The organism is Adlercreutzia sp. CNCM I-6216, assembly GCF_977113345.1.
In genome coordinates this window covers 275,396-296,909 of the sequence record NZ_CDSBIE010000002.1, presented here as the reverse complement: position 1 = coordinate 296,909, position 21,514 = coordinate 275,396, and the positions used below count along the sequence as shown (strand labels likewise).

Here is a 21,514-nt window from a genome sequence, read left to right as displayed (position 1 = left end):
CTCCGGTACAAGATAGCTCTCTCTTCGAAGAGCCGCAGGCCCCGCAGCTTGCGGCTCTTTTGTTGGGAAGGAAAGGAAGAGGAAAGGGTACGCGGTGAATTTGAGTTCGAAAGAAGCTAAGCGGTCGCGGGGGCAAAGGTCGGCGAGAAAGAGGCTGCTGGCCGCTGCGGTCGTAGGTGCCGTTCTGGTCGGTGCGGTGGGGGTGGGGTTTGCGGTTGCGCCGGATTCGGGGCTGCATCCCCTGACGGCTGACGTTGCTTGTCCGGTAGCGGGTTGCACGAACGGTGCGTGCCACGGATACGACGCCGTTCCCGAGCCCGACGGGCACAGCGAGATGCGCTGCCCCGAGGCTGGCTGCACATCGGTCGAGTGTCATGGGTGGGAGACGCTCGCGAGGCGCTACCACCAGGCCTCCGACATGTCTTTGAATCTGTGGATACTCATGCCCATAGTGCTGGTGCTGGGCCTTTGGGTGGTATCGCGTCGTTTGTCGAAAGGGGAGCGGCATGCGGGCGCCTAGGGTCATTTTCGATATTGTGTTGCTGGCTCTCTATTTGGTGGCGGCGAACCCGGCGTTGACGGGAGTGCCCTTTCACGAATATCTTGGGGCGGGCATCTTCGTGCTCATGGTTGCCCATGTTGTGGTGAGCGGTGAAGGCCTGGGCGGCCGCGGTCGTTGGGCGCAGCGCGTGCTCAACGGGGCGTTGCTGGTCGCGCTCGCGTTCTGCGTCGTATCGGGAGCTATGGTGTCGGGGACGCTGCTGCCTTCTTTGGGCTTCTATGCGACGGGCTACTATTTTTGGGGCCCATTGCATGCCCTATCCGCCAAGGTGCTGTTGGCCGCCCTGCTCGTGCATGTTGTTCTGCGCGCACCAGGGGCTCTGGCGGTGTTTCGTCATCGGGAAGCGCAGGTGGAAAAAAGGGTTAGTGGTTGAATGTGCGCGGAGCTTGAGTTTGTGTGCAGAATTTTGCGATTGGTAGACCTCCTGAAGCCAAATCGGACTCGAATGAGTCTTCCAATCGCAAAATCCTGCACAAATTAGAGCCATGGGATGCTGCCAATCGCAAAATCCTGCACAAAAGCCTATGAAGGCCGTGCGCCGAATGTCCTTGTGCGATAGTTTGGAAGGTGCCAGTGGTGTTTAGCCGGCATTCTATTATTCCAACTCCCTTGCCAGGTAGCGGCCGGTGAGACTGTCGGAGTTGGCAGCCACTTGGGCCGGAGTGCCCTCGGCGACGATGCGGCCGCCGGTCTCGCCACCGCCGGGCCCCATGTCGATGACGTAGTCGGCGTTGGCGATCATGTCCAGGTCGTGCTCGATGACCACGACGGTGGCGCCGTGCTCGATGAGCTTCTGCAGCACGCCGATGAGCGTTTCCACGTCCAGCGGATGCAGCCCGATGGTGGGCTCGTCGAAGATGAAGAGGGTGTCGTCCTGGCTGCGGCGCATCTCGCTGGCGAGCTTCAGGCGTTGGGCTTCGCCGCCGGAAAGCGCTGGCGTGGCCTCGCCCAAAGTGAGGTAGCCCAAGCCCAAATCGTGCAGGATCTGCAACTTGTCCCACACCTTCTTCAGGTGGGCGAGCGCGGAAAGCGCCTGGTCAACGGTGAGAGTGAGCACCTCGGGAAGCGATAAAGTGTGCACGCTTTCGAAATCGCCGGCGTGGCTGTAGGCCGTTGCCGGGCTCTCATGGGAGGCGGACTCATGGGCCGCGTTGCGCTCCATTTCGGCGTCGGTGGACAGTTCGACGTCGCCTTCGATGGCCATTTGGATGGCGTAGGCCTCCCGCCCGTAGCGGCTGCCGCGGCAGTCGGGGCAGGGGATGTCCACGTCGGGGAGGAACTGCACGTCCAGGGAGATCTGTCCCGTGCCGTCGCAGGTGGGGCAGCGCAAAGATCCGGTGTTGTAGGAGAACGCCCCGGCTTTCAGCCCCTGCTCCTTGGCGTTCGGCAGGGCGGCGAAGGCGTGGCGCAAATCGTCCAGCACGCCGGAGTAGGTGCCCACGGTGGAGCGCACGTTCACGCCGATGGGCGTGGCATCCACCAGGTCGACCCGCGCGATGCCCGGCGCGTCCACGGACAGCACATGCCCTGGCAGTGTCGTGCCGGCCAGTGACGCCTTCAGCCCGGCGACGAGGCTTTCCAGCACGAGTGTCGTCTTGCCCGAGCCGGATACGCCGGTCACGCAGGTCAGACGCCCTTTCGGAATGCGCGCTTCCAACGGATGCACGGTGTGGATGGCGTCGGTCTCCAATGCGATGGCCCCTTCGTCGAAAAGATGCTCGGGCGCGACGGGCGTGCGCACCCGCACCTTCGCCGTTCCCGCCAAAAACGGCCCGATGCGACTGACTGGGCTCGCTTCCACGTTGGCCACCGACCCCTGGGCGATGACGCGGCCGCCGTCGGCGCCCGAACCGGGGCCGATCTCGATGAGGTGATTCGCGTGGCGCAACACGGCCACGTCGTGATCCACCATCACCACGGAGTTGCCGTCGGCCAGAAGGTCGTCCATGACCCCGAGCAGCCCCTCGATGTTCGCCGGGTGCAGCCCGATAGAGGGCTCGTCCAGCACGTAAAGGACGCCGGTGGTGCGGCTGCGCACGGCGCGCGTGAGAGCCACGCGCTGGCGTTCGCCGTTCGAAAGCGTCTCGCTGGCGCGATCGAGGGTGAGGTATCCCAGCCCCAGCTGCTCCAGCCTTTGTATGGGCTCGGTCGTCTCGCTCGTGATGGAGTCGCACATCGGGCGCATTTCCGCCGGCAGCCACGGGGCCACGGTGGGAATCCAGTCGCGCAGCTCGTCCAGCGACAAGGCCGTCACCTGGGCGAGGTTGCGCCCGTCGATGGTGGACGTGCGCGCCTTCTCGGACAGCCGCGTGCCGTGGCAGTCGGGGCACACCGACTCGCACAGGAACTTCGCCACGCGCGCCATGCCCTTCTCGTCCTTCGCCTTTGCCAGCGCGTTTCTCACGGTATTCACGGCGCTGTAGTAGGTGAAGTCCAGCTCGGTGGCATGGTCTTTGTTCTTGGGAACATACAGAATGTGGCGCTTTTCCATGGGGCCGTGCAGTACGATGTCCTTCTCGGCATCGGTCAGATCCTTGTAGGGCACGTCGGTGCGCACGCCCATCTCGCGGGCCACCTGGGGCATGAGCGACCACATGAGGTTGCGCCAGGGGGCCACGGCGCCCTCTTCCAGGGTAAGGTTGGGATCGGCGATGAGCGTGGACTCGTCGATGTCGCGCACAACGCCGGTGCCGCCGCAGGTGGGGCAGGCGCCGCCGCTGTTGAAGGCGAGATCCTCGGCGGAGGGGCCGTAGAATTCCACGCCGCAGGTGGAGCAGGTGATGGGCAGATCGGCCGCCACGTTCAGGGTCGGCGCGTTCACATGCCCGTTGGGACACACGTGGCAGCCGAGGCGCGAGAACATGAGACGCAGGTAGTTCAAAAGCTCCGTGGAGGTGCCGAAGGTGGAATGGACGCCGGGAATGCCGGGCCGCTGGCGCAGGGCGAGGGCGGCAGGCACGTGCAGCACCTCGTCCACGGTAGCGCGTCCGGCCTGGGAAATGCGCCGGCGCGTGTAGGTGGAAAGCGCCTCCAGGTAGCGGCGGCTGCCCTCGGCGTATAGAACGCCCAGCGCAAGCGAGCTTTTGCCCGAGCCGGAGACGCCCGCAATGCCCACGAGCTGCCGCAGCGGCACGTCCAGCGAGAGGTTCTTCAAGTTGTGCACCCGCGCCCCCCGCACCTCGATGGCAGTGGGCTCGGTGAAGGCGAGAGGTGTGGGGGTTGCGGCGACGGTGGCGGTGACGGGTTCGGTCATAGGGGGCTCCTGGGAAGAGGCAAGTCGGTTTCCCTCCAGTGTAACCCTTCCTGCGAAGCGCGATCGGATAGGTTTTCGAATCGCAACGGACGCGGAGTTTCTGGAAAGTCGGCATGGTCGGGTTTCCGGCTGTCCAGCGTTTTTTTGGAAATAGATGGGAGTTTCGGGCGCCACATCGGAAATAGATGGGAGTTTCGAGCACGAAAGGGCCCCTCTTGTGCCTAATTCATTTCCCAGGGTGCTCGAAACTCCCATCTATTTCTCTTCTCTCGATGGCTACTGCTCGAAACTCCCATCTATTTCCAAAACGAGGCCATGGAGCAGCAAATTTGAGCACCTGACTATTGGGCATTCGCAGACAGTTTGTAGATCGCAGAACGCATCTCGGGCGATCGGGGTCGTTGAAAAAGAACAGGCCAGCAAGTTTTTCCCTTGCTGACCTGCACAAATTCTGGAGCCAACGAGCGGATTCGAACCGCTGACCTACGCATTACGAGTGCGTTGCTCTACCAGCTGAGCCACGTTGGCAAAGGCGCTTCTTGTGAAGCGGCTGTTTAGTATAGCGAACTGGGCGATGCTGCGCAAGCATTTGAAGCTGCGAATTCCTCTTTCACGCACAACGTCGGAGATGAATTGTGCCGAATTGTGCCGAATTGTGCCGCCTTCGGGAGTGGCGGCCTTCAATGGCCCTTCGGCACTTCAACATTTCGGCTGAATCTGGAGAGGCCGTGGGTTGAGGCGGGGGAGGGCGCTCCAACGCTATACTGGTCGCCATCGAAAAAACGGGGAGTGTGGCTTGAAACTCGCGGTGTGGTAGCACAGTCAAGCCGCTTAGGGTGACCTTGAGCGCGGCCGCCTCCTCTTAAGAGCAACGAGGTGCATTCATGAGCTTGAGGTTTTCGCTTGCGAAGGCGGCCGGCGCCGTTTCAACCTGGGGGCTGCGTCATGTGGCGAGGCGGCCTGCGGCTAATCTGCCGGGGAAGATCGCGCTCGCCATTGATCCGTCGCTGCTCGACGAGCTGCGCGGCAAGTGCGCGCAAGGCTCGGTCATCACCGTGGGCACCAACGGGAAGACCTCGACGAACAACCTGCTTGCCGACGCCTTCGAAGCTGCCGGGTGCACTATCATCTGCAATCGCACAGGGGCGAATCTGGCTGCGGGCATCACCTCGGCGCTTCTGCAGCAGCCGGCTGCCCAGTGGGGCGTTTTCGAATGCGACGAGCTGTGGCTCGCCCACGTGCTGCCCCGCCTGCGCTCGAACTATGTGCTGCTGCTGAATCTGTTCCGCGACCAGCTCGACCGCTGCGGCGAAATCGACCGCATCCAAACGTCCATTGCGGGGGCGTTGGCCGCCTCGCCGGACACCGTGCTCGTGTACAATGCCGACGACCCGCTGTGCGCCCGCATTGCCGACGAGGTGCCCAACCGCACGGTCGCCTATGGCCTGGACGAGTCCATGGGCCTGGCCCAGAACACCGTGACCGACGCCCAGATGTGCCAGAAATGCGACGGCATGGTGCGCTACCATTACCGCCAGTACGGCCAGCTCGGCGACTACTTCTGCGACCAATGCGACTTCGCGCGCCCGACATTGGACTTCGCCGGCCGCGACATCGCCATCGGCCCCGCTGGCGTGACCATGGAGGTCTGCGGGCCTGCCGGCTGCGAATCGGTGCACACGCCGCAGCCGACGCCCTACGCCGCCTACAATCTCGTGGCCTCTTATGCCCTTTGCCGCGAGGCGGGCATTCCCACGGCCGATTTCCAGCGGGCCCAGGATGCTTTCAACCCGCGCAACGGGCGCCTGCAGCGTTACCGCCTCGGCGGTCGCGACGTGCTGCTGAATCTGGCGAAGAACCCCACGGGCTTCAATCAGAATTTGAAGATCGTAGAAGCTGACCAGGGTCCCAAGATGGTGGCCTTCTTCATCAACGACCAGGTGGCCGACGGCCATGATATCTCGTGGATTTGGGATATCGATTTCGAAGAGCTTGCCGGACAGCCGGGCACGGTGGTGTTCGCTGGCGGCTCCCGTGCCCACGACCTGGCGGTGCGTTTGAAGTACGCCGGCATCGAGGCGGCGGTGATCGAGAACATCGAAGACGCCTTCTCCCGCCTGGGGGCGCTTGTGGCCGCGGGCACCCTGCCGGCCGACGCCGCCGTCTACGCCATCGCGAACTACACGGCCCTCCCCCAGGTGCACGCCGCCCTGAACGCCATGGAAGCCGCCGAACCCGCTGTCGCCCCCGCCCCGACGCCGGCCCCGATCGCCGAGGCCGCCGGCGCGAGTGCCGCTCCCACCTCGTGTCATCCTGAGCGCAGCGCCGAAGGCGCGGAGCCGAAGGATCCCGCAACCTCCGAGCCTTCCGCAACTCCCGCCTCTCTCGCATCTGAGGAATCCCCTGAGCCCCCCGTCATCATCGCCCATATGCTGCCCGACCTGCTGAACCTCTATGGCGACGGTGGCAACGTGCGCATCTTGGAACAGCGCCTGCGCTGGCGTGGCATCCCCGTGGAAGTGCGCCGCATCCAGCACGGAGAGGCGGTGGACTTCTCCCAGGTCGACCTCGTTTTCATGGGCGGCGGCCCCGACCGCGAGCAGAAGCTTGCCAGCGAGCAGCTGCTGGCGATGCGCGACGAGCTGGCCGTCTATGTGGAAGGAGACGGCCCGCTGCTCGCCATCTGCGGCGGCTACCAGATTCTCGGCCGCCAGTGGCTGTGGGGCGACGAGCTCGTGCCCGGCCTCGGCCTCATCGACATGGAGACGCGCCGCCCCGGCACGTCCGCCGACCGCCTCATCGACAACATGGTGCTGGAATCCCCCCTGGCCGCCCATCCTGTGGTGGGCTACGAGAACCACGCCGGCCGCACTTACCTGGGCGAAGGCGTGGAAGGCTTCGGCCGCGTCGTGTCCTCCTGCGGCCACGGCAACAACGATGACGATCGCGTGGAGGGCGCGCGCTACAAGAACGTTGTGGGCACCTATTCCCACGGGCCGCTGCTTTCTAAGAATCCGGAAGTGGCCGACTGGCTGCTCGCCCGCGCTCTCGAACGCCGTGCGGGGCGCACCGGAACCCCGGCCGCCGATCTCGCTCCTCTTGATGATGGCGCCGAGCTCGCCGCCAACGCCTCCATGGTCAAGCGCCTGTCGTAGGAGACGCTTCAATGCTGACGCTCCTGCTCGGCGCATCCGTGGCGAAGTTGTGGGCAATCTGCCGTTCTCCTATGGCTTTTCACTGGTAATGGGGCCCATTTTGTTGCGCCGTTCGGCAATTCTTTGCCAAAATGTTACTTCGAATTGAGCAATTCTTGGTTTTGCGGTGCTGCACGGCTTGCGGTTCTGCTCGCCAAGGAACACGAACCACGAAAGCGAGACCTTCCAGGATGGCCGAAACTCCAGGCAAGAACAACCCTCGTGCCCAACACGCATCCCAGCCCGTGGGAAAGTCGAACAATCCGAGGCATTCGCAGCCCGTCGGCGCCAACAACCCCCGGAACTCCCAGCCCCTTGGGAAGGCGACCAACAATCCGCGCCATTCCCAGCCGGTAGGGTCGAACAACCCCCGCCATTCGCAGCCCGTCGGCTCGAACAACCCGCGGCACTCCCAGCCGCTGCCCAAGCAGCCCGCCCTTGAAGGCATGGCGGCCAATGCCGTGCCGGCGCTACCGCCCATGGCCGAGCCCAACCCCTATTCCCGCGGAGCCACCGGCGACGACTACGCCAAGGACCGTCGCCGCAAGAAACGCCGCCGCATTCTGCTGGGCGTGCTGGCCTTCGTGCTCGTGGGCGTGCTCGGCGCCACCGGGGCCGCTTGGGCCTACATCTCCGGTATCGAGCAGGAGATGAACGAGGACATCACCCCCGAGGTCGTGGAAGCCTTGGAGGCGCCGGCCGAGTACGACGGCGGCACCTTCTACATGCTGCTCATGGGCACCGACAAGTCGGCTGCTCGCGAGCAATCGACCCAGTATGCTGGCGATACCTTCCGCTCCGACTCCATGATCCTCACCCGGGTCGATCCACAGAACAAGAAGGTCACCATGGTGTCGATGCACCGCGACACTGAGATCGAGATCGAGGGCTACGGCCTGCAGAAGCTGAACGCCTCCTACGCCATCGGCGGCCCGGCGCTCGCCATCAAGACGGTCTCCCAGATGGCCGGCGTGCCCATCTCCCACTACGCCGAGATCAACTTCGACGGCTTCGAGGATGTCGTCGATGCCCTGGGCGGCGTGGAAGTGGACGTGCCCATGGAGATCAACGACGACGAGGCCGGCGGACATGTGGATGCGGGCGAGCAGACGCTTTCCGGCGAAGAGGCGCTCATCCTGTGCCGTTCGCGCCACTCCTATGACGAGTACGGCGACGGCGACCGCTACCGCGCGGCCAACCAGCGCTTGGTGCTCGGCGCCATCGCCAAGAAGATCCTCTCGGCCGACCCCGCCACCATGGCCAACACCATTAGCGCGCTTTCCCAGTACATCACCACCGACTTCAAGGTGGGCGACATCGTGGCGCTGGCCACCTCCATGCAGGGCATCGACCCGTCTAAGGACATTTATTCGGCCATGGAGCCCACCATCAGCGAGTACAAGAACGACACCTGGTACGAGCAGCTGGACGTGGCCGCGTGGAACACCATGATGGGCCGCGTGCGCGAGGGCCTGCCCCCCACCGAGGTCGATGAGGTGGACGAGTTGAACGGCACCGTGCTCGCTAGCGTTGGCGACGGCAAGGCGGCCGCCAGCGACAGCGAGGGCGTTCAGGGCGTAAACGGCACGCAGCGCCAGACCTTCGGCGAGACGCGCACCGGTATCGTCACCATCAAGAACGGCAACGGCATCAACGGCGTGGGCGCCGAGGCGCTCGAGCGCATCAAACCGCTCGGGTATACCGCCGACGCCTCCAACGCAAACAGCTTCAGCTACGAGGAGACCGTGGTCGTCTTCGATACGCCCGATCAGCGCGTTTACGCCGAGGAGCTCATCGACGCCCTCGGCTGCGGCCGCGCCGTGCAGAACACCGACGGCGAGTACGTCTACGACGGCGACTTCCTCATCCTGATCGGTAGTGATTGGCACTAGGAAGCCGTGCATCTCATCAACCGAAAGGGCCCCGCATTGGGGCCCTTTTGCGAACAAAGGAGTCCCATGCGATTTGTTTCGTGGAATGTGAACGGCATTCGTGCTGTGCTGAAGAAGAACTTCCTGGAAGTGTTCGACGCCTTTAACGCGGACATCTTCGCCATTCAGGAGACGAAGTGCCAAGTGGGCCAGGTGGAGTTGGATCTGCCAGGCTACCACCAATACTGGAGCGCCGCCGAGAAGAAGGGCTACTCGGGCACGGCGGTGTTCACCCGCGAGGAGCCGCTGCGGGTGTTGCACGGTTTGGGCAACGAGTACCTGGATGCCGAGGGACGCATCGTGGCCTGCGAGTTCCCCCAGTTCTGGTTCGTGAACGTGTACACGCCGAACTCCCAGATGGAGCTCGCGCGCATCGATCACCGTATGGAATGGGACGATGCCTTCCGCGATTTCTGCAAGGGGCTTGAGGCCGGCGTGCTGCCCGACGGCGCCTCCAGCGACCCGAAGCCGGTGGTGATGTGCGGCGACTTCAACGTGGCCCACGAGGAGATCGACCTGAAGAACCCGGGCCCCAACCGCGGGGCATCGGGCTTCTCCGACGAGGAGCGCGGGAAGTTCACCGAGCTGGTGGACGCCGGTTTCACCGACACCTTCCGCCTGCTGCATCCGGACGAGACGGGCCGCTATAGTTGGTGGAGCTACCGGTTCCGCGCCCGGTCGACGAATGCGGGATGGCGCATCGACTACTTCCTCGTGAGCGATGCGCTGCGCGATCATGTGGTGGCCGCCAGCATCTACGACGACGTGGAAGGCTCCGACCACTGCCCGGTCGGCCTGGAGCTGGATATATAAATGCTGAAGATAACCGTCGTTGCCGTGGGCAAGCTGAAGGAGAAGTTCTGGGTGGCGGCCTGCGACGAATACTTGAAGCGGCTGCGCCCCTACGCGAAGGTGACCGTGGCGGAGATTCCCGATGTCGACCCGGCCCGCGCCGGCGGCGTGGAGACGGCCCTCGAGCGCGAGGGCGCAGGCATTCTGGCGGCGGTGCCGGAGGGGGCGCACGTCATCCTCATGGCCATCGAGGGAAAGCAGCGCTCGAGTGTCGACTTCTCCCGCCACCTGGACGATTTGGCCCTGCGCGGCGCAAGCGAGCTTGCCTTCGTCATCGGCGGTTCCGACGGCGTGAGCGATGCGGTGCGGGCACGCGCCGACGAGACGTTCTCTTTCGGCCCCATCACCCTGCCCCACAACTTGGCCCGCGTCGTGCTGCTCGAGCAGCTCTACCGCGCCTTCAAAATCTCCCGCGGCGAGCCCTATCACAAGTAATAGAAAGCGCGCCGAAAGCCATCGTTCAAGACGGCTTTCGGCGCGCGTGAAGCGACTTTCGCCTACGATCTATTTCTTCACGATCTCGATGGTCACTTCGGCCGGGGCGGGCAGCTCGGCGGTGCAGTGGGGGCAGCGGGTGGCGCCCACGTTGATCTCCTCCAAGCAGAAGGGGCAGGTGGGGGCATGCTCGATGACTTCCTCGCCCTTGGCGTTTTTCAAGAAGGGCAGCTTCGCCGTGCCGTCCTTCATCTTGTTGAAGGCCTTCACGATCATGAACACGACCCACGCCACAATGAGGAAGTTGATGATGGCGCTGATGAACGCGCCGAAATCGATACCGTTCTCGGTGCCGGCGACGGGGATGGTGAGGCCCGCGACATCGGTGCCGTTGCCCCCGGTGATGAGTTTGATGAGCGGGTTGATGATGTCGTCGGTCAGCGACGTGACGATGGCGGTGAACGCCGCGCCGATGATGATGCCGACGGCCATGTCGATCACGTTGCCGCGGTTGATGAACTCTTTGAACTCGGCCAGGAGGCTTTTCATGGTCGATCCCTTCTTGCGTGAAACCTTCTGCCAAGGTATTATGCCGCTCTTTTGCCGTGTGTCCATAGCGTCGTGATAACATGGCGCCAACCGTTTACAAGGAGTTACGACAACCGTGGATACAGCGAAAATCGAAGCAGGCGTCCGTCTGATTTTGGAAGGCGTCGGGGAAGATCCCGAGCGCGAGGGGCTGCGGGAGACGCCGGCGCGCGTGGCCCGTATGTACGAGGAAGTGCTGGGCGGCCTGGAAGAGGATCCGTCGCGGCATTTCGACGTGACCTTCGACGAGGGCCACGAGGAAATCGTGCTGGTGGGCGACATCCCCTTCTTCAGCATGTGCGAGCATCATCTGGCGCCGTTTTTCGGGAAGGCGCACGTGGCCTACATTCCCGGCGAGGACGGCCGCATCTGCGGCATCTCGAAGCTGGCACGGCTTGTGGACGGCTTCGCCAAGCGCCCCCAGGTGCAGGAGCGCCTGACCGGGCAGATCGCCGACACGCTGGTGGAAGCGCTGCATCCCGCCGGCGTCATCGTGGTGCTGGAGGCCGAGCATATGTGCATGTCCATGCGCGGCGTGAAGAAGCCGGGCGCAAAAACGACCACGCGGGCCGTGCGCGGCTGCTTCGAAACCGACGCCGACGCGCGTTCCGAGGCGCTGTCGCTGATTTTCCGCCACTAAAGCGATGCCCGTTTCGCTGCGGGCGAGCATGAAGCATCTGCCCGCGCCAGCCTAAGCGGGCGCAAGCGAGTTGAAGGATTCCGTCCCCACTAGAAAGAAGGTTTCCCATGAAGTGCGTCATCTCCGTCCTCGGCAAGGACCGCTCCGGCGTGGTGGCTGCCATCGCCACGACGCTGGCCGACTGCGGCGCCAACATCGATGACATCTCCCAGACGATTCTCGGCGAGGGCCGCATGTTCTCCATGACCATGATGGTGACGCTGGATCCTGCCGTCGCCGACTTCAACACCGTGCAGGAGCGCCTGGCCGCCGACGGCGAACGCCTGTCCATGCAGGTTCTCATCCAACGCGAGGACGTCTTCCAAGCGATGTATGAGATTTAGGCAACACCGCGCTTAGCCCCCGATGCCTTTTGCGCGTCAGGGAAAGGGCGTGGTTGGTGGCATTCCCGCTTGACTGATCGAGTAGAATGAAAGTCCAATGAAAGGAGGAGCTTTATGGCGCATGTCGTCGACGTGGCAGCGTATATTCTCGAGTGTCTCGGAAGTGTTTCAACCATGAAGCTCCAGAAGCTGACTTTTTATAGCCAGGCGTATTATCTGGTTGAGCATGGAACACCGCTTTTCCCCGAAGAGTTTGAGGCATGGGCAAATGGGCCCGTGGCTCCAGATTTGTTCAAGAGGCATAAAGGCGAATTCGTAGTTTCGCGCGGCTTTTTCGGTCCTTTGTTGGAGCACGCTCTTACAGAATACGAATACGCGGCGATCGACCATGTCGTTGGTTGCCTGAAGAACTGGACGGGAGCCAGTCTCAGCGAATTGACTCATAGCGAAGCTCCGTGGCTTAATGCTCGCAGTGGGCTAGCGCCCAATGCGCGATCGAAAAGGCCCATTGCTATCGGTTGCATGAAGGCCTATTACGAAACGAGGCCGGCTGGCAACCCGGTGTTCGCATGAGCGCAAATTGGATTTCGAAAACCAAGGTAGGAAAAGCGGGGGAGGCATTGACTTCCCCGCTTTCTTCTTCCGAGGATCGTGCGACTGCGCTCGAGGTTGTGAATTACTGGAGAGGGATTCACGCCGAGGCGCTCCAGCGAGCCTTCGGGGATATAGAGGGCCTGAACGCGGTCGGCTCCGACGTGCTTATTGCGGGGCGAATCAAGAAGCTGCCGACGATTGTCGATAAGCTCGGAAGGCCGGACGCTCCCTCCGATCTTCAGACGATGTACGACATTGCGGGATGCCGACTGGTGGTGCCCGATCTAGCGACACTTGAGCGTGTCTATAGCGAGATCGCTTGCCTGCCTGCATTCGATGCTCCGAAAACGAAGCGCCATGATTACATTGCATACCCTCGTCCGAGTGGCTATCGCGGAAAACATGCGATCTTGCATTATTGCGATCTGAAATGCGGCCATAAGCTGTTTGTTGAGGTTCAGCTGCGGACGGTGCTTCAACATGCTTGGGCAACGGCAGTGGAGATGCACGATGTGGCTGTGAAAAGTCGGTTGAAATTCAATGAGATCGATAACCCTGCTGGACGGTTTTTCAAGAAGGCGGCTGTGCTTATTGCCCAACTAGAAGAACAGGGAGAAATTGACGCGAGCGCTATTCGAGGTCTCGCCGACGGGAGGCCGGAGTTGTCTTATGCCATTGAGGCAAAGGAAACGCTTAAAGCCGCCAGTAACGCCGTCTACTTTCTCTCCGACGATGCGAATAGGGATGTCGCCGACTACTATCTCGTTGACCTCGTCGCGGACGAGCAAACGCTCGAGCTTACACCGCTTGATTCCATAGCGGCCCTTTCTCGATATTTCGAAGAGGAGGGCGCCGACCGCGACGGTAGCCGTGATCTGGTCCTTACAAAAGGAGCTTCCAAGGAAAACCTCGCGAAGCTGTATCCCAATTACTTTGGCGATATTTCCGAGTTCCTCAAACTCATCGAAAAGCATTTGGACGCGTTTGCGTAAGAAAGGCAGGAAGATGGCCGCGTCGACTTCGCCCGCATGCGGCCGCTCGTCTACGATTCCACCCGCCGCATCTACCGCGTGGTAGGCGAAGAGGTCGGCGGCGCCTGGGAAGCCTGCAAAGCGCTGATGTAGGACGGCAGTTTATGGGAAACTATATTGCTGCGCGAATGAGAAACAGCGAAACGGGCGCTCCGTTCAACGATGGGGCGCCTTTGTATTCATGGCCGCATAGGGTCTTAAGATTGCCTCGCTCTCTGCGCGCTGTTAATTATGGGTGCTGCTCATGCGCTGGTAGAAATCCTTGGGGATGCGGCGGTGGCCGAAGTCCCTGACTCGATGCTGCCTTCGGTGCCTCGGAATATGATGCGGCAGGTGGCGCGGGCGCCTTGGGCGACGCGGGGCTGGTAATGGTATGACGACCAAGTGTCGAACTCGTACTTGAGCATGCTGGCACTAACGCGCTCGGCGATAAGCGCCGTAAGGGCGCGGCAGGTGTTCGCGACGGCCGCTTCGAAATCATCGTCCTCGGGGAAGGCGTAGGCGAGAAGATAGACGTCTTCAACGAGGGAATCGGGATCCATAGAGAGCCCTTCAACATCAGTGATTGCGTCAACCGCCGCTCTCAGGCGTGCGTCATCAACGGCCATCGATGATCTCCCTCAACGCATCTTTGCGTCGATTGAAGGAGGCGAGTGCCTCCTTTTTAAGCTTGCTGTTCGTTGCGGGCTTGTCGGTAGCGCGCGCTTAAATGGGTATGTAAATGTGTAATTAACTGGTTGGCATTGATTTGGGAACGGGTAGGTTTTGGTTGGTTCTTCGGGGCGCCCCGTTTTTCGAGCATCATGGGCTTGCTTGGCGGATTGCTGTCGGTTAAGCGTTAGAATAGTCGGCAATCAGTGGTGGCTCCGAAGGCGACAGGGACGGAAGATGACCCGAATCTACACGTGCAATGTGCCCATTGAGGCGGATGTGGTGGATGCGTTCTGCTGGCTGCAGAAAGGATTCACCGACCAGTTCGTCTACTACGACAAGCAGAACCCGACCCGCTATATGGGACTCGGCCGCTGCATCGCGCTGCCCAGTTTGCGCGATGTGGAATACGAGTACGGCGAGGGCAGCTCGCTGCGTGAGGTTGCGACTGGTGCGGCTGCTAGTGAGGTCGCCGGTGGGGCTGGCGCCGGCCAGCCGCCGGTGTTCTTCTCGTTCAACCGCTTCGACGCCACCAATCCCGCGCCGGCCGACGAGTTGATGGCCTCCTTCCCGCGGCTGCGGTTCATGCTGCCGGAAATCGTGCTCATCGAGAACGAACGCGGGCGGTTTCTCCAGGTAAACTCGCTCGGTCCGGTGTATCCCGGTCGCGTGGCTCGCTTCACGCGCATGGTGGCCGCTGCACCGCCCCGCCAACGCGCGGTCATTCCATTTTCCCTCGAGCCCGATTCTCGCGAGGCCTGGGACGAGGCCATGGGTGCGGCGCTTGCGGCCATTGGGGAGGGCCGGGTGTCGAAGGTGGTGCTCTCGCGTCGGTTGCGCCTTGTGGCTGAGCATCCTTTCTCGTCGAAGGATCTGCTCGTGAACCTCATCGACGGCGACGCCCGGGGCACGGTGCTTCTGTACCGCTACGCCGACGTCTTCTTCTGCGGCTGCACGCCGGAGCTGCTCGTGCGCAAACGCGGCGATGCTGTGGCGTCGATGTGCCTTGCGGGAACGTGCCCGACGGGGGCCACCTCGGCGGAATCGGATGCGCTGGCGGAGGCGCTCATGGCTGACGGGAAGAACCGCGCCGAGCACGATTATGTGGTGCAGCTCATCCGCAGCGTGCTCGACCGTGTTTGCTACGACGTGGATGTGCCCGCAGTGCCCGAGATCATGCGGCTTGCCCACGTGCAGCACCTGTTCACGCCGGCCCGCGCCCGTGTGCTCGCTGGCATCACGCTGGCCGACCTCATGGAGGACCTGCATCCCACCCCCGCCGTGGCTGGCACGCCGGTGGGGGAGGCGAAGATGCTGCTGCGGGCCATCGAGCCCTACAACCGCGGACTCTATGCGGGAGCCTGCGGTTTCGTGGACGGCGCCGGCGACGGCGAGTTTTCCGTGGCCCTGCGCACCGGCGTTTTCGACGGCGAGATGGGCTATGTCTACGGCGGCTGCGGCATCGTCGGCGAGAGCGATGCGGACGCCGAGTACGAGGAAATTGACTTGAAGCTGCGCACCATCCTTTCCGCTTTCGGCGCGTAGCCTCTTGTCGCGCGGCTCTCCGGGGGCGTTTCGTGCGCTATCATGGACGGACGAAATTCGCGAAAGGAAGTGGCGATGCCCATAACGACGACTCATCAGCAGGATACCGCGCTGTTCGTGGCGGCGTTTTTCGACGAGATGGTGCGCTGGGGCGTGTGCGAGGTGGTGGTGAGCCCCGGTTCGCGGTCGACGGCCTTGGCCATGGCGGCCTACGAACTGGAGCAGCGCCGACCCCAGGATCTGCGAGTTTACGTGGATATCGACGAGCGCGGGGCGGCTTTTCTCGGTTTGGGCCTTGCGAAGGCGAGCGGTCGCCCCGTGGCGCTCGTGTGCACCTCGGGCACGGCCTTGGCGAACTACTACCCGGCGGTTATCGAGGCGGAAACGTCCCGGGTGCCGCTCATCGTTCTGTCTGGCGACCGGCCCCCGCAGCTGCAGGGCCTCGGCGCGCCGCAAACCACCGACCAGCTGAAGGCCTACGGCAATCACGTGCGTTCCTTCCGCGCGATGCCCACCCCGCGCGGCCGCGACCGCGACATTGCCTTTGCCCGCCAGGCGGCCCGCGAGGCGGTGCTCGCCGCGCTTGGCCCGACGGCTACGCTGGCTCCCTACCGCGAGTCGGCGCCGGCAAAGGAGGGGTTGCGCGAGTCCGCGACGACCGGTGCGCTGGAAGGGACGGATTCTGCGATCGCGGCGGCTTCCCTCGGCAAGCATGCTGCTGTTTCAGCTGGCTCCGGAGCCGCCGCGCTGCCGATGGATCCTGCTGCCACCGTTGCGCTGCCGATGGATCCTGCTGCCACCGTCGCGATGCCGGCGAATTCCGCGATCGCTGGCGCTCCCGCCGATGCTCCCGCGCGGGATGCTGCTGGCGACTTTGCGGCCGCAGTCGCTGAAGAGGCCGATTCTTCCCAGCCGATCTTCTACAACGAGGCCGGCGACATTGTGAACTACAACCCAAACCTGCAGGTGGCTTCCCGTGCCTGCATGCACCTGGCCGGCCCCGTGCACGTGAACTTCCCCTTCGATGCCCCGCTCAAGCCCGATTTCGCCGGCGCCGATTTGCAGGCCATGCAGCGTGCCGCCCACGACTGCTTCGCTCTGGGCGCTCGCAACGCCAGTATCGCCGCGAAGGACGGCACCCTTCTCGATTTGGGCCCGCTCGTTGGCCCCGCAGGCACATTGCCCCAGGCCAGCATCGAGTCCATCGAGCGCCTTCTGTGGAAGCGGCCGTGTCTCGTGCTCGCCGGCGAAGGCTCCTGCGAAACCGTGGCCGAAGCGGAGGAGATTCTCGCCTGGGCCCGCAAGCTGTCCTTGCCCGTGCTCGCCGATCCGCTGTCGGGCCTGCGCTCCATCGACGACCCGCTCATCATCGACAACTACGACAACCTCTGCGCGCGCGCCGATTGTCCCGTGCCCGAGGTGGTCATCCGCTTCGGTCGCTATCCTGTCTCGAAGAGCGCAACCGCCCTGCTTGAGAGGACGCGCCCCGTCTCCCTGGCCGTCGACATCGCTGAGACCCGCGACTTCAACGCGGCCACAGACGTGTTCGTGGGCACGACGCCCCTCGGGTTCGTGCGAAGCCCCTGGCGTGCCGAGGGTCGCAAGGCTCAGCGCCGCTTTGCTGATGCCTGGGTCGCCCTCAACGACGAGGCGCGCCTGCGCATTCTCGCCGTGGAATGGGACGGCGTGGCCACCCACGATTCCGAGGCCACGGAAGGCGCCTACGTGCGCTCGCTTCTCGAGCTGGCGCCGGAAGGCTCGTGCCTCTTTTCGGCGAATTCCATGAGCATCCGTGCCGTGGACACCTTCTACGTAAAGGACGGAAAGCCCCTGGCTGTGATGGCCAATCGTGGACAGAACGGCATCGATGGCGTGGTTTCCACGGCGGTAGGCGCGGCGCAGCACTTCGCCCAGACGACGTTTCTTACCGGCGACTTCACGCTGCTGCACGACCTTTCCGGTTTGGCGCTCCAGCGCGAGATGCTGCTCCAGCGCCGCGGATCCGCAGAGACGCCGTCGCTGGTCATCGTTCTTCTGAACAACAACGGCGGCGCCATCTTCGACATGCTGCCCCAGGCCTCCGCCGACCCGTACTTCGAGCGGCTGTTCCTCGCGCCCCAGGACGTGCGCTTCACCGAAGCCGCCGCCGCCTTCGGCATCCCCTCGGCCAGCGTGCACACGGTCGGCGCCTTCCGCAGCGCCTACGAGCAGTTCCTCGGCACGCCGGGCATAAGCCTCATCGAGGTCGCCCTGCCCCTACGCGGCGTCCGCGACCGCTACGCCCCCTATCAGCGCTAACGCTTATGGGTTCGGGTGAGTTGTGCGATGGCGGGACGATTACGGAGGGACGCGGTGGAACCGTGGTGAGATCTGCCGGTGAAGGGATGGCCCCCTGCATCCTTCTGCACGGGTTCGCTCAAACGCCTGTGTCGTGGGATGCGGTAGCGCAGCGGCTGCAGGCGGCCGGTCACCGCGCCTATGCACCCGATTTGTACGAGTGCAAGGGCGACCTCAAGCTGCCAAGCGTTGAGGAAGTTTTGGAAGGTACGGAGGCGGGGGAAGACGGGGAAGACGGGGAGGGCGTGGAAGGCGACGCGAATGCCAAAAACGTCTCCGGGGCGGTGCGCGACCCGCTGACCTCCCTCGATGCGGCGTGTGATCGGGTGGCGGCCATTGTGCGTTTGGTCGCGCAGGTCGATGCCGCGCCCGTGCTCGTTGGCTATTCCATGGGCGGCCGCATCGCCGCTGAAACCGTGGTGCGCTATCCCAATCTGCCGCTGGCTGGGCTTGTTTTAGAAAGCGCGGGGCTCGGGCCTGCCGACGAAGCCGCTCGGGCCGCCTTAGCCGAGCGCAATGGCGCTTGGGCTCAGCGGCTTCGCGATGAGGGCGTTGCGGCCTTCATGGACTGGTGGGAAACGCTGCCGTTGTTCGCCAGCCAGCAGGCGCTTCCCGCGGAAGCGCGCGCCGCCATTCGAGCCGAGCGCACCTCCCGCGATGCAGAGCCTTTGACCCGCTCTCTGGAAGCCTGGGGCGCTCACCATCAAGCTGCCGAAGCGGTTACGCTTGGCGTCCTTGCCGACCTGGCCAACCGCGGCGTTCCGGTGCTCTACGTTGCCGGCGTTCTTGATGAGAAGTACTCCGCGGTAGCCGCCCGCGTCCGCGCTGCCGGCCTTCCCACGGCGCTCGTCCCCGATGCTGGCCACAACGCGCACCTCGAAGCCTCTTCCAATTTTGCGGGAACCGTTGAAGGCGTTCTCGCTGAAGATGTTCTTGATGGAGATGCCTTGGCGCGAAATGTGGCTTCAAAATCACGAAAGATCGGATACGGGGCCTAAAAGAGACCTTCCCGCGGCCTTTTTGGCTTAGAAATCACGAAAGATCGGGCGAAGAGCGCCAAAAAGGCCTCTCAGTAATACAAAAGCGCTCGTTTTCCCAGGTGGCGTATTACAAAAAAGTCTCTACTACTCCGATCGCGCCGATTTTTCGTGATTTTCAAGCCAAAAAGGAACTCGAAGTCGCGAAAGGGACTTAATGTCATCGCGGCTTCCTGATATCTTCTAAGCCATGGCCGCGACAGTCGTGGCTGCAGCACCTTCTCGCCGCCTTTTCCAAATTATGACCCACAAACACACTTTATTGTGCTAAAGTGTCGGCCATGATTTTCGTTCAGGGACATAAAGGTGGCATGGATGCGGCGGCGCTCGCTGTGGCAAGCCAGCACATCGCCCGGCAGTCGCGCGATGCGGTGGCCTGCGCCCTCATGAGCGCGCATAAGGCTGCCCAGTGTTGCACCGACGCGGTCGAGCGCGCGCTGGCCAGTGCGCACAAGGCGGCTCAGTGTATCGCCGAGGCGGCCCGCGCTGTTGCCAGCCAGCATGAAGCCCAGCAGTCCCTGCGCGAGGTCTCCCCACAATTTGAGTTCCGATACCAATAGCACACGGGTTTTCGCCCGTGGCTATTTTTTTGTAGCCCCGGGCGAAAAGTCGTGTGCGCCATCGGACGTATCCGCACACTGGAAGGAAAGAAGAGGGAAATGATCGCGAAAGTTCTTTTGGTAATCGCCTTCGTGGCCGTGGCCGTGGCGGTGGGCATCTACTGCCGTCGGCACACGGGCACCGTGGATGGCTTCATCCTGGGTGGCCGCAACGTCGGTCCGTGGATGAGCGCCTTCGCCTATGGCACGAGCTATTTCTCGGCCGTGGTGTTCGTCGGCTATGCGGGCCAGTTCGGCTTCAAGTACGGCATCTCGGCCACGTGGGCCGGCATCGGCAACGCCATTATCGGCTCGCTGCTCGCCTGGTGGGTCTTAGGCCCCCGTACCCGCGAGATGACCCATCGCCTGCAGGCATCCACCATGCCGGAGTTCTTCGGCAAGCGCTACGATTCCCGCGCCCTGCGCATCGCGGCGGCGGCCATCATCTTCGTGTTCCTCATCCCGTACACCGCGAGCGTCTACAATGGTCTGTCGCGTCTGTTTGGCATGGCCTTCGCGCTGCCCTACGACGTATGCGTCATCGGCATGGCGGTGGTCACTTGCGTTTACGTGGTGCTTGGCGGATACATGGCTACGGTTATGAACGACTTCATTCAGGGCATCGTTATGCTGCTCGGCATTATCGCTGTCATCGTGGCGGTCATCCTGAACAACGGCGGCTTCTCCGAGGCCATCATTTCGCTGTCGCAGATCCCCGCCGAGGGTTCGGCCATGCAAGGTCCCTTCGTCAGCTTCTTCGGGCCCGATCTGTTCAACCTGCTCGGCGTGGTCGTCCTGACGTCGCTCGGCACCTGGGGTCTGCCGCAGATGGTGCAGAAGTTCTACGCCATCAAAACCGGTCCCGCCATCAAGCAGGGTGCCATCATCTCCACCATCTTCGCCTTCGTGGTGGCCGGCGGCTCCTATTTCCTCGGCGGCTTCGGTCGCCTCTACGAGGGCCAGATCGAGTACGCCGCTAACGGCACGCCCATCTACGACTCCATCATCCCGACGATGCTGTCCACCTTGCCTGACGTGCTCATCGGCCTGGTCATCGTACTCGTCCTGTCGGCCTCCATGTCGACGCTCTCGTCGCTCGTGCTCACGTCGTCATCTACCCTGACCATCGACTTCATCAACGGCAACATCATCAAGAACATGTCCGAGAAGAAGCAGCTCATCTGGATGCGCGGCCTGCTCGTGGTATTCATTGCCATCTCGGCGCTCATCGCGCTGTTCCAGTACCACTCTTCGGTGGTGTTCATCGCCCAGCTCATGGGCTACTCTTGGGGTGCGCTGGCCGGTTCGTTCCTCGGTCCCTTCCTGTGGGGCCTGTATTCCGGGCGCATTTCGAAGGCGAGCGTGTGGTGCTCGTTCGCCGTGGGCGTGGGCCTGACGGCTGTGAACATGGGCTTGGCGCTGTCCGGCGGCGTGCCGCTCATCGCGAGCCCCATCAACTGCGGTGCGCTGTGCATGATCATCTCGCTGGTCATCGTGCCGGTAGTAAGCTTGTTCACACCGGCGGTCCCCTTCCAAATTAAGCCGCCGACCACTGAAGGCGCCATCGACCGCGAGTACGACCGCGAGCTCGCCCAGGAGGAGCTGGAAAGCGCCACGGTAAGCGCCGCCGCCGACGTGTAAGTGCGGAAAGTCACAACCGTCACAACTGAAGATGAGAAACCTGGAAAGTCCCGTGTGATCGCGGGACTTTTCTCTGACTAACTCGGATATACTTATGCTGTTCTGTCACCAGAAGGCCGGGGGCAGGGCACCGGCGACGGCCGCGTTTCGTTGTCACGTGCAGAGCGCTCGCAGCGTTCGCATTGCGCATTCGCGCGCTGAGCGCTCGCATCGCGCTCCGGGGTCGCGCGTTCGCGGGTGT

The 21,514-nt window shown here is 63.0% G+C and carries 18 protein-coding genes and 1 tRNA gene; 15 read left to right on the top strand and 4 right to left on the bottom strand.

The genetic code is table 11. The annotated features are described in order from the left end of the window. Nucleotides 1-202 precede the first annotated feature (202 nt). On the top strand, nt 203-520 hold the full coding sequence (locus ACYVRU_RS03050) for a hypothetical protein (protein ID WP_461185705.1): 318 nt from the start codon (nt 203-205) through the stop codon (nt 518-520). Beyond that, complete coding sequence (locus tag ACYVRU_RS03045) at nt 507-935, top strand: DUF4405 domain-containing protein (RefSeq protein ID WP_302808437.1); 429 nt, start codon at nt 507-509, stop codon at nt 933-935. Before ACYVRU_RS03050 ends, ACYVRU_RS03045 begins: the two co-directional genes overlap by 14 nt. A gap of 222 nt (nt 936-1,157) precedes the next feature. Here ACYVRU_RS03045 and ACYVRU_RS03040 read toward each other — a convergent pair whose 3' ends face one another. Together ACYVRU_RS03040 and ACYVRU_RS03035 are read right to left on the bottom strand one after the other, a co-directional pair. Next, nucleotides 1,158-3,815, bottom strand: a complete 2,658-nt coding sequence (locus tag ACYVRU_RS03040; RefSeq protein ID WP_461185704.1) for an excinuclease ABC subunit UvrA — start codon at nt 3,813-3,815, stop codon at nt 1,158-1,160. Between the two features lie 452 nt (nt 3,816-4,267). After that, nucleotides 4,268-4,343, bottom strand: a tRNA-Thr gene (locus tag ACYVRU_RS03035). 356 nt (nt 4,344-4,699) lie between these two features. On the opposite strand from ACYVRU_RS03035, the gene ACYVRU_RS03030 reads away from it, so the two are divergent. From ACYVRU_RS03030 to rlmH, 4 genes are all read left to right on the top strand, one after another. Further along, nucleotides 4,700-6,970, top strand: coding sequence for a MurT ligase domain-containing protein (locus tag ACYVRU_RS03030; protein WP_157012477.1), 2,271 nt, complete (start codon nt 4,700-4,702; stop codon nt 6,968-6,970). A gap of 230 nt (nt 6,971-7,200) precedes the next feature. After that, the gene (locus tag ACYVRU_RS03025; protein ID WP_241521333.1) at nt 7,201-8,901 is read left to right on the top strand and encodes an LCP family protein; all 1,701 of its coding nucleotides are present in this window, start codon (nt 7,201-7,203) and stop codon (nt 8,899-8,901) included. 66 nt (nt 8,902-8,967) lie between these two features. After that, complete coding sequence (locus ACYVRU_RS03020) at nt 8,968-9,753, top strand: exodeoxyribonuclease III (protein WP_114548570.1); 786 nt, start codon at nt 8,968-8,970, stop codon at nt 9,751-9,753. Nucleotides 9,754-9,756: 3 nt separating this feature from the next. Further along, a complete protein-coding gene (gene rlmH, locus ACYVRU_RS03015) occupies nt 9,757-10,227 on the top strand; it encodes a 23S rRNA (pseudouridine(1915)-N(3))-methyltransferase RlmH (RefSeq protein ID WP_114548590.1) in 471 nt (156 codons plus the stop codon). 69 nt (nt 10,228-10,296) lie between these two features. On the opposite strand, the gene mscL is transcribed toward rlmH, so the two are convergent. Beyond that, a complete protein-coding gene (gene mscL / locus ACYVRU_RS03010) occupies nt 10,297-10,776 on the bottom strand; it encodes a large conductance mechanosensitive channel protein MscL (protein WP_114548571.1) in 480 nt (159 codons plus the stop codon). Between the two features lie 115 nt (nt 10,777-10,891). Here mscL and folE point away from each other — a divergent pair, with 115 nt between their 5' ends. The 4 genes from folE to ACYVRU_RS02990 all read left to right on the top strand — a co-directional run bounded on the left by folE (nt 10,892) and on the right by ACYVRU_RS02990 (nt 13,424). After that, complete coding sequence (folE, locus tag ACYVRU_RS03005; protein ID WP_114548572.1) at nt 10,892-11,455, top strand: GTP cyclohydrolase I FolE; 564 nt, start codon at nt 10,892-10,894, stop codon at nt 11,453-11,455. A gap of 107 nt (nt 11,456-11,562) precedes the next feature. After that, nucleotides 11,563-11,838 carry an ACT domain-containing protein gene (locus ACYVRU_RS03000; RefSeq protein WP_022741206.1) on the top strand — a complete coding sequence of 92 codons (276 nt, stop codon included), beginning with the start codon at nt 11,563-11,565 and terminating at the stop codon, nt 11,836-11,838. Nucleotides 11,839-11,952: 114 nt separating this feature from the next. Next, complete coding sequence (locus tag ACYVRU_RS02995) at nt 11,953-12,411, top strand: Panacea domain-containing protein (protein WP_114548573.1); 459 nt, start codon at nt 11,953-11,955, stop codon at nt 12,409-12,411. Next, nucleotides 12,408-13,424 (top strand): RelA/SpoT domain-containing protein, encoded by a 1,017-nt coding sequence (locus ACYVRU_RS02990; RefSeq protein WP_114540094.1) that lies wholly within the window; start codon nt 12,408-12,410, stop codon nt 13,422-13,424. Before ACYVRU_RS02995 ends, ACYVRU_RS02990 begins: the two co-directional genes overlap by 4 nt. 281 nt (nt 13,425-13,705) lie before the next feature. Here the strand turns inward: ACYVRU_RS02990 and ACYVRU_RS02985 are convergent, their stop codons facing one another. Next, nucleotides 13,706-14,005 carry a hypothetical protein gene (locus ACYVRU_RS02985; protein ID WP_147270640.1) on the bottom strand — a complete coding sequence of 100 codons (300 nt, stop codon included), beginning with the start codon at nt 14,003-14,005 and terminating at the stop codon, nt 13,706-13,708. A 346-nt stretch (nt 14,006-14,351) separates the two neighbouring features. On the opposite strand from ACYVRU_RS02985, the gene ACYVRU_RS02980 reads away from it, so the two are divergent. From ACYVRU_RS02980 to ACYVRU_RS02960, 5 genes are all read left to right on the top strand, one after another. Then, on the top strand, nt 14,352-15,659 hold the full coding sequence (locus ACYVRU_RS02980; protein ID WP_114548574.1) for an isochorismate synthase: 1,308 nt from the start codon (nt 14,352-14,354) through the stop codon (nt 15,657-15,659). A gap of 75 nt (nt 15,660-15,734) precedes the next feature. Beyond that, nucleotides 15,735-17,957: a 2-succinyl-5-enolpyruvyl-6-hydroxy-3-cyclohexene-1-carboxylate synthase gene (menD, locus tag ACYVRU_RS02975; RefSeq protein WP_227069457.1), complete on the top strand. Its 2,223-nt coding sequence runs from the start codon at nt 15,735-15,737 to the stop codon at nt 17,955-17,957. An 86-nt stretch (nt 17,958-18,043) separates the two neighbouring features. Beyond that, complete coding sequence (locus ACYVRU_RS02970; protein ID WP_461185703.1) at nt 18,044-18,994, top strand: alpha/beta fold hydrolase; 951 nt, start codon at nt 18,044-18,046, stop codon at nt 18,992-18,994. Between the two features lie 320 nt (nt 18,995-19,314). Continuing rightward, nucleotides 19,315-19,593, top strand: a complete 279-nt coding sequence (locus tag ACYVRU_RS02965; protein ID WP_461185702.1) for a hypothetical protein — start codon at nt 19,315-19,317, stop codon at nt 19,591-19,593. A 99-nt stretch (nt 19,594-19,692) separates the two neighbouring features. Then, entirely contained in the window at nt 19,693-21,273 is a 1,581-nt protein-coding gene (locus ACYVRU_RS02960; RefSeq protein WP_302233509.1) for a sodium:solute symporter family protein, read from the top strand. The last annotated feature ends 241 nt before the right edge of the window (nt 21,274-21,514 follow it).

Bases quoted from the DNA above. Each gene is read 5' to 3' on its own strand.
- ACYVRU_RS02980 (WP_114548574.1), top strand. From the start codon at position 14,352: ATGACCCGAATCTACACGTGCAATGTGCCCATTGAGGCGGATGTGGTG.
- ACYVRU_RS02990 (WP_114540094.1), top strand. From the start codon at position 12,408: ATGAGCGCAAATTGGATTTCGAAAACCAAGGTAGGAAAAGCGGGGGAG.
- ACYVRU_RS02970 (WP_461185703.1), top strand. From the start codon at position 18,044: ATGGCCCCCTGCATCCTTCTGCACGGGTTCGCTCAAACGCCTGTGTCG.
- ACYVRU_RS03030 (WP_157012477.1), top strand. From the start codon at position 4,700: ATGAGCTTGAGGTTTTCGCTTGCGAAGGCGGCCGGCGCCGTTTCAACC.
- ACYVRU_RS03000 (WP_022741206.1), top strand. From the start codon at position 11,563: ATGAAGTGCGTCATCTCCGTCCTCGGCAAGGACCGCTCCGGCGTGGTG.
- ACYVRU_RS02995 (WP_114548573.1), top strand. From the start codon at position 11,953: ATGGCGCATGTCGTCGACGTGGCAGCGTATATTCTCGAGTGTCTCGGA.
- ACYVRU_RS03045 (WP_302808437.1), top strand. From the start codon at position 507: ATGCGGGCGCCTAGGGTCATTTTCGATATTGTGTTGCTGGCTCTCTAT.
- ACYVRU_RS02960 (WP_302233509.1), top strand. From the start codon at position 19,693: ATGATCGCGAAAGTTCTTTTGGTAATCGCCTTCGTGGCCGTGGCCGTG.
- ACYVRU_RS02965 (WP_461185702.1), top strand. From the start codon at position 19,315: ATGATTTTCGTTCAGGGACATAAAGGTGGCATGGATGCGGCGGCGCTC.
- ACYVRU_RS02985 (WP_147270640.1), bottom strand. From the start codon at position 14,005: ATGGATCCCGATTCCCTCGTTGAAGACGTCTATCTTCTCGCCTACGCC.
- ACYVRU_RS03040 (WP_461185704.1), bottom strand. From the start codon at position 3,815: ATGACCGAACCCGTCACCGCCACCGTCGCCGCAACCCCCACACCTCTC.
- menD (WP_227069457.1), top strand. From the start codon at position 15,735: ATGCCCATAACGACGACTCATCAGCAGGATACCGCGCTGTTCGTGGCG.
- ACYVRU_RS03020 (WP_114548570.1), top strand. From the start codon at position 8,968: ATGCGATTTGTTTCGTGGAATGTGAACGGCATTCGTGCTGTGCTGAAG.
- mscL (WP_114548571.1), bottom strand. From the start codon at position 10,776: ATGAAAAGCCTCCTGGCCGAGTTCAAAGAGTTCATCAACCGCGGCAAC.
- ACYVRU_RS03025 (WP_241521333.1), top strand. From the start codon at position 7,201: ATGGCCGAAACTCCAGGCAAGAACAACCCTCGTGCCCAACACGCATCC.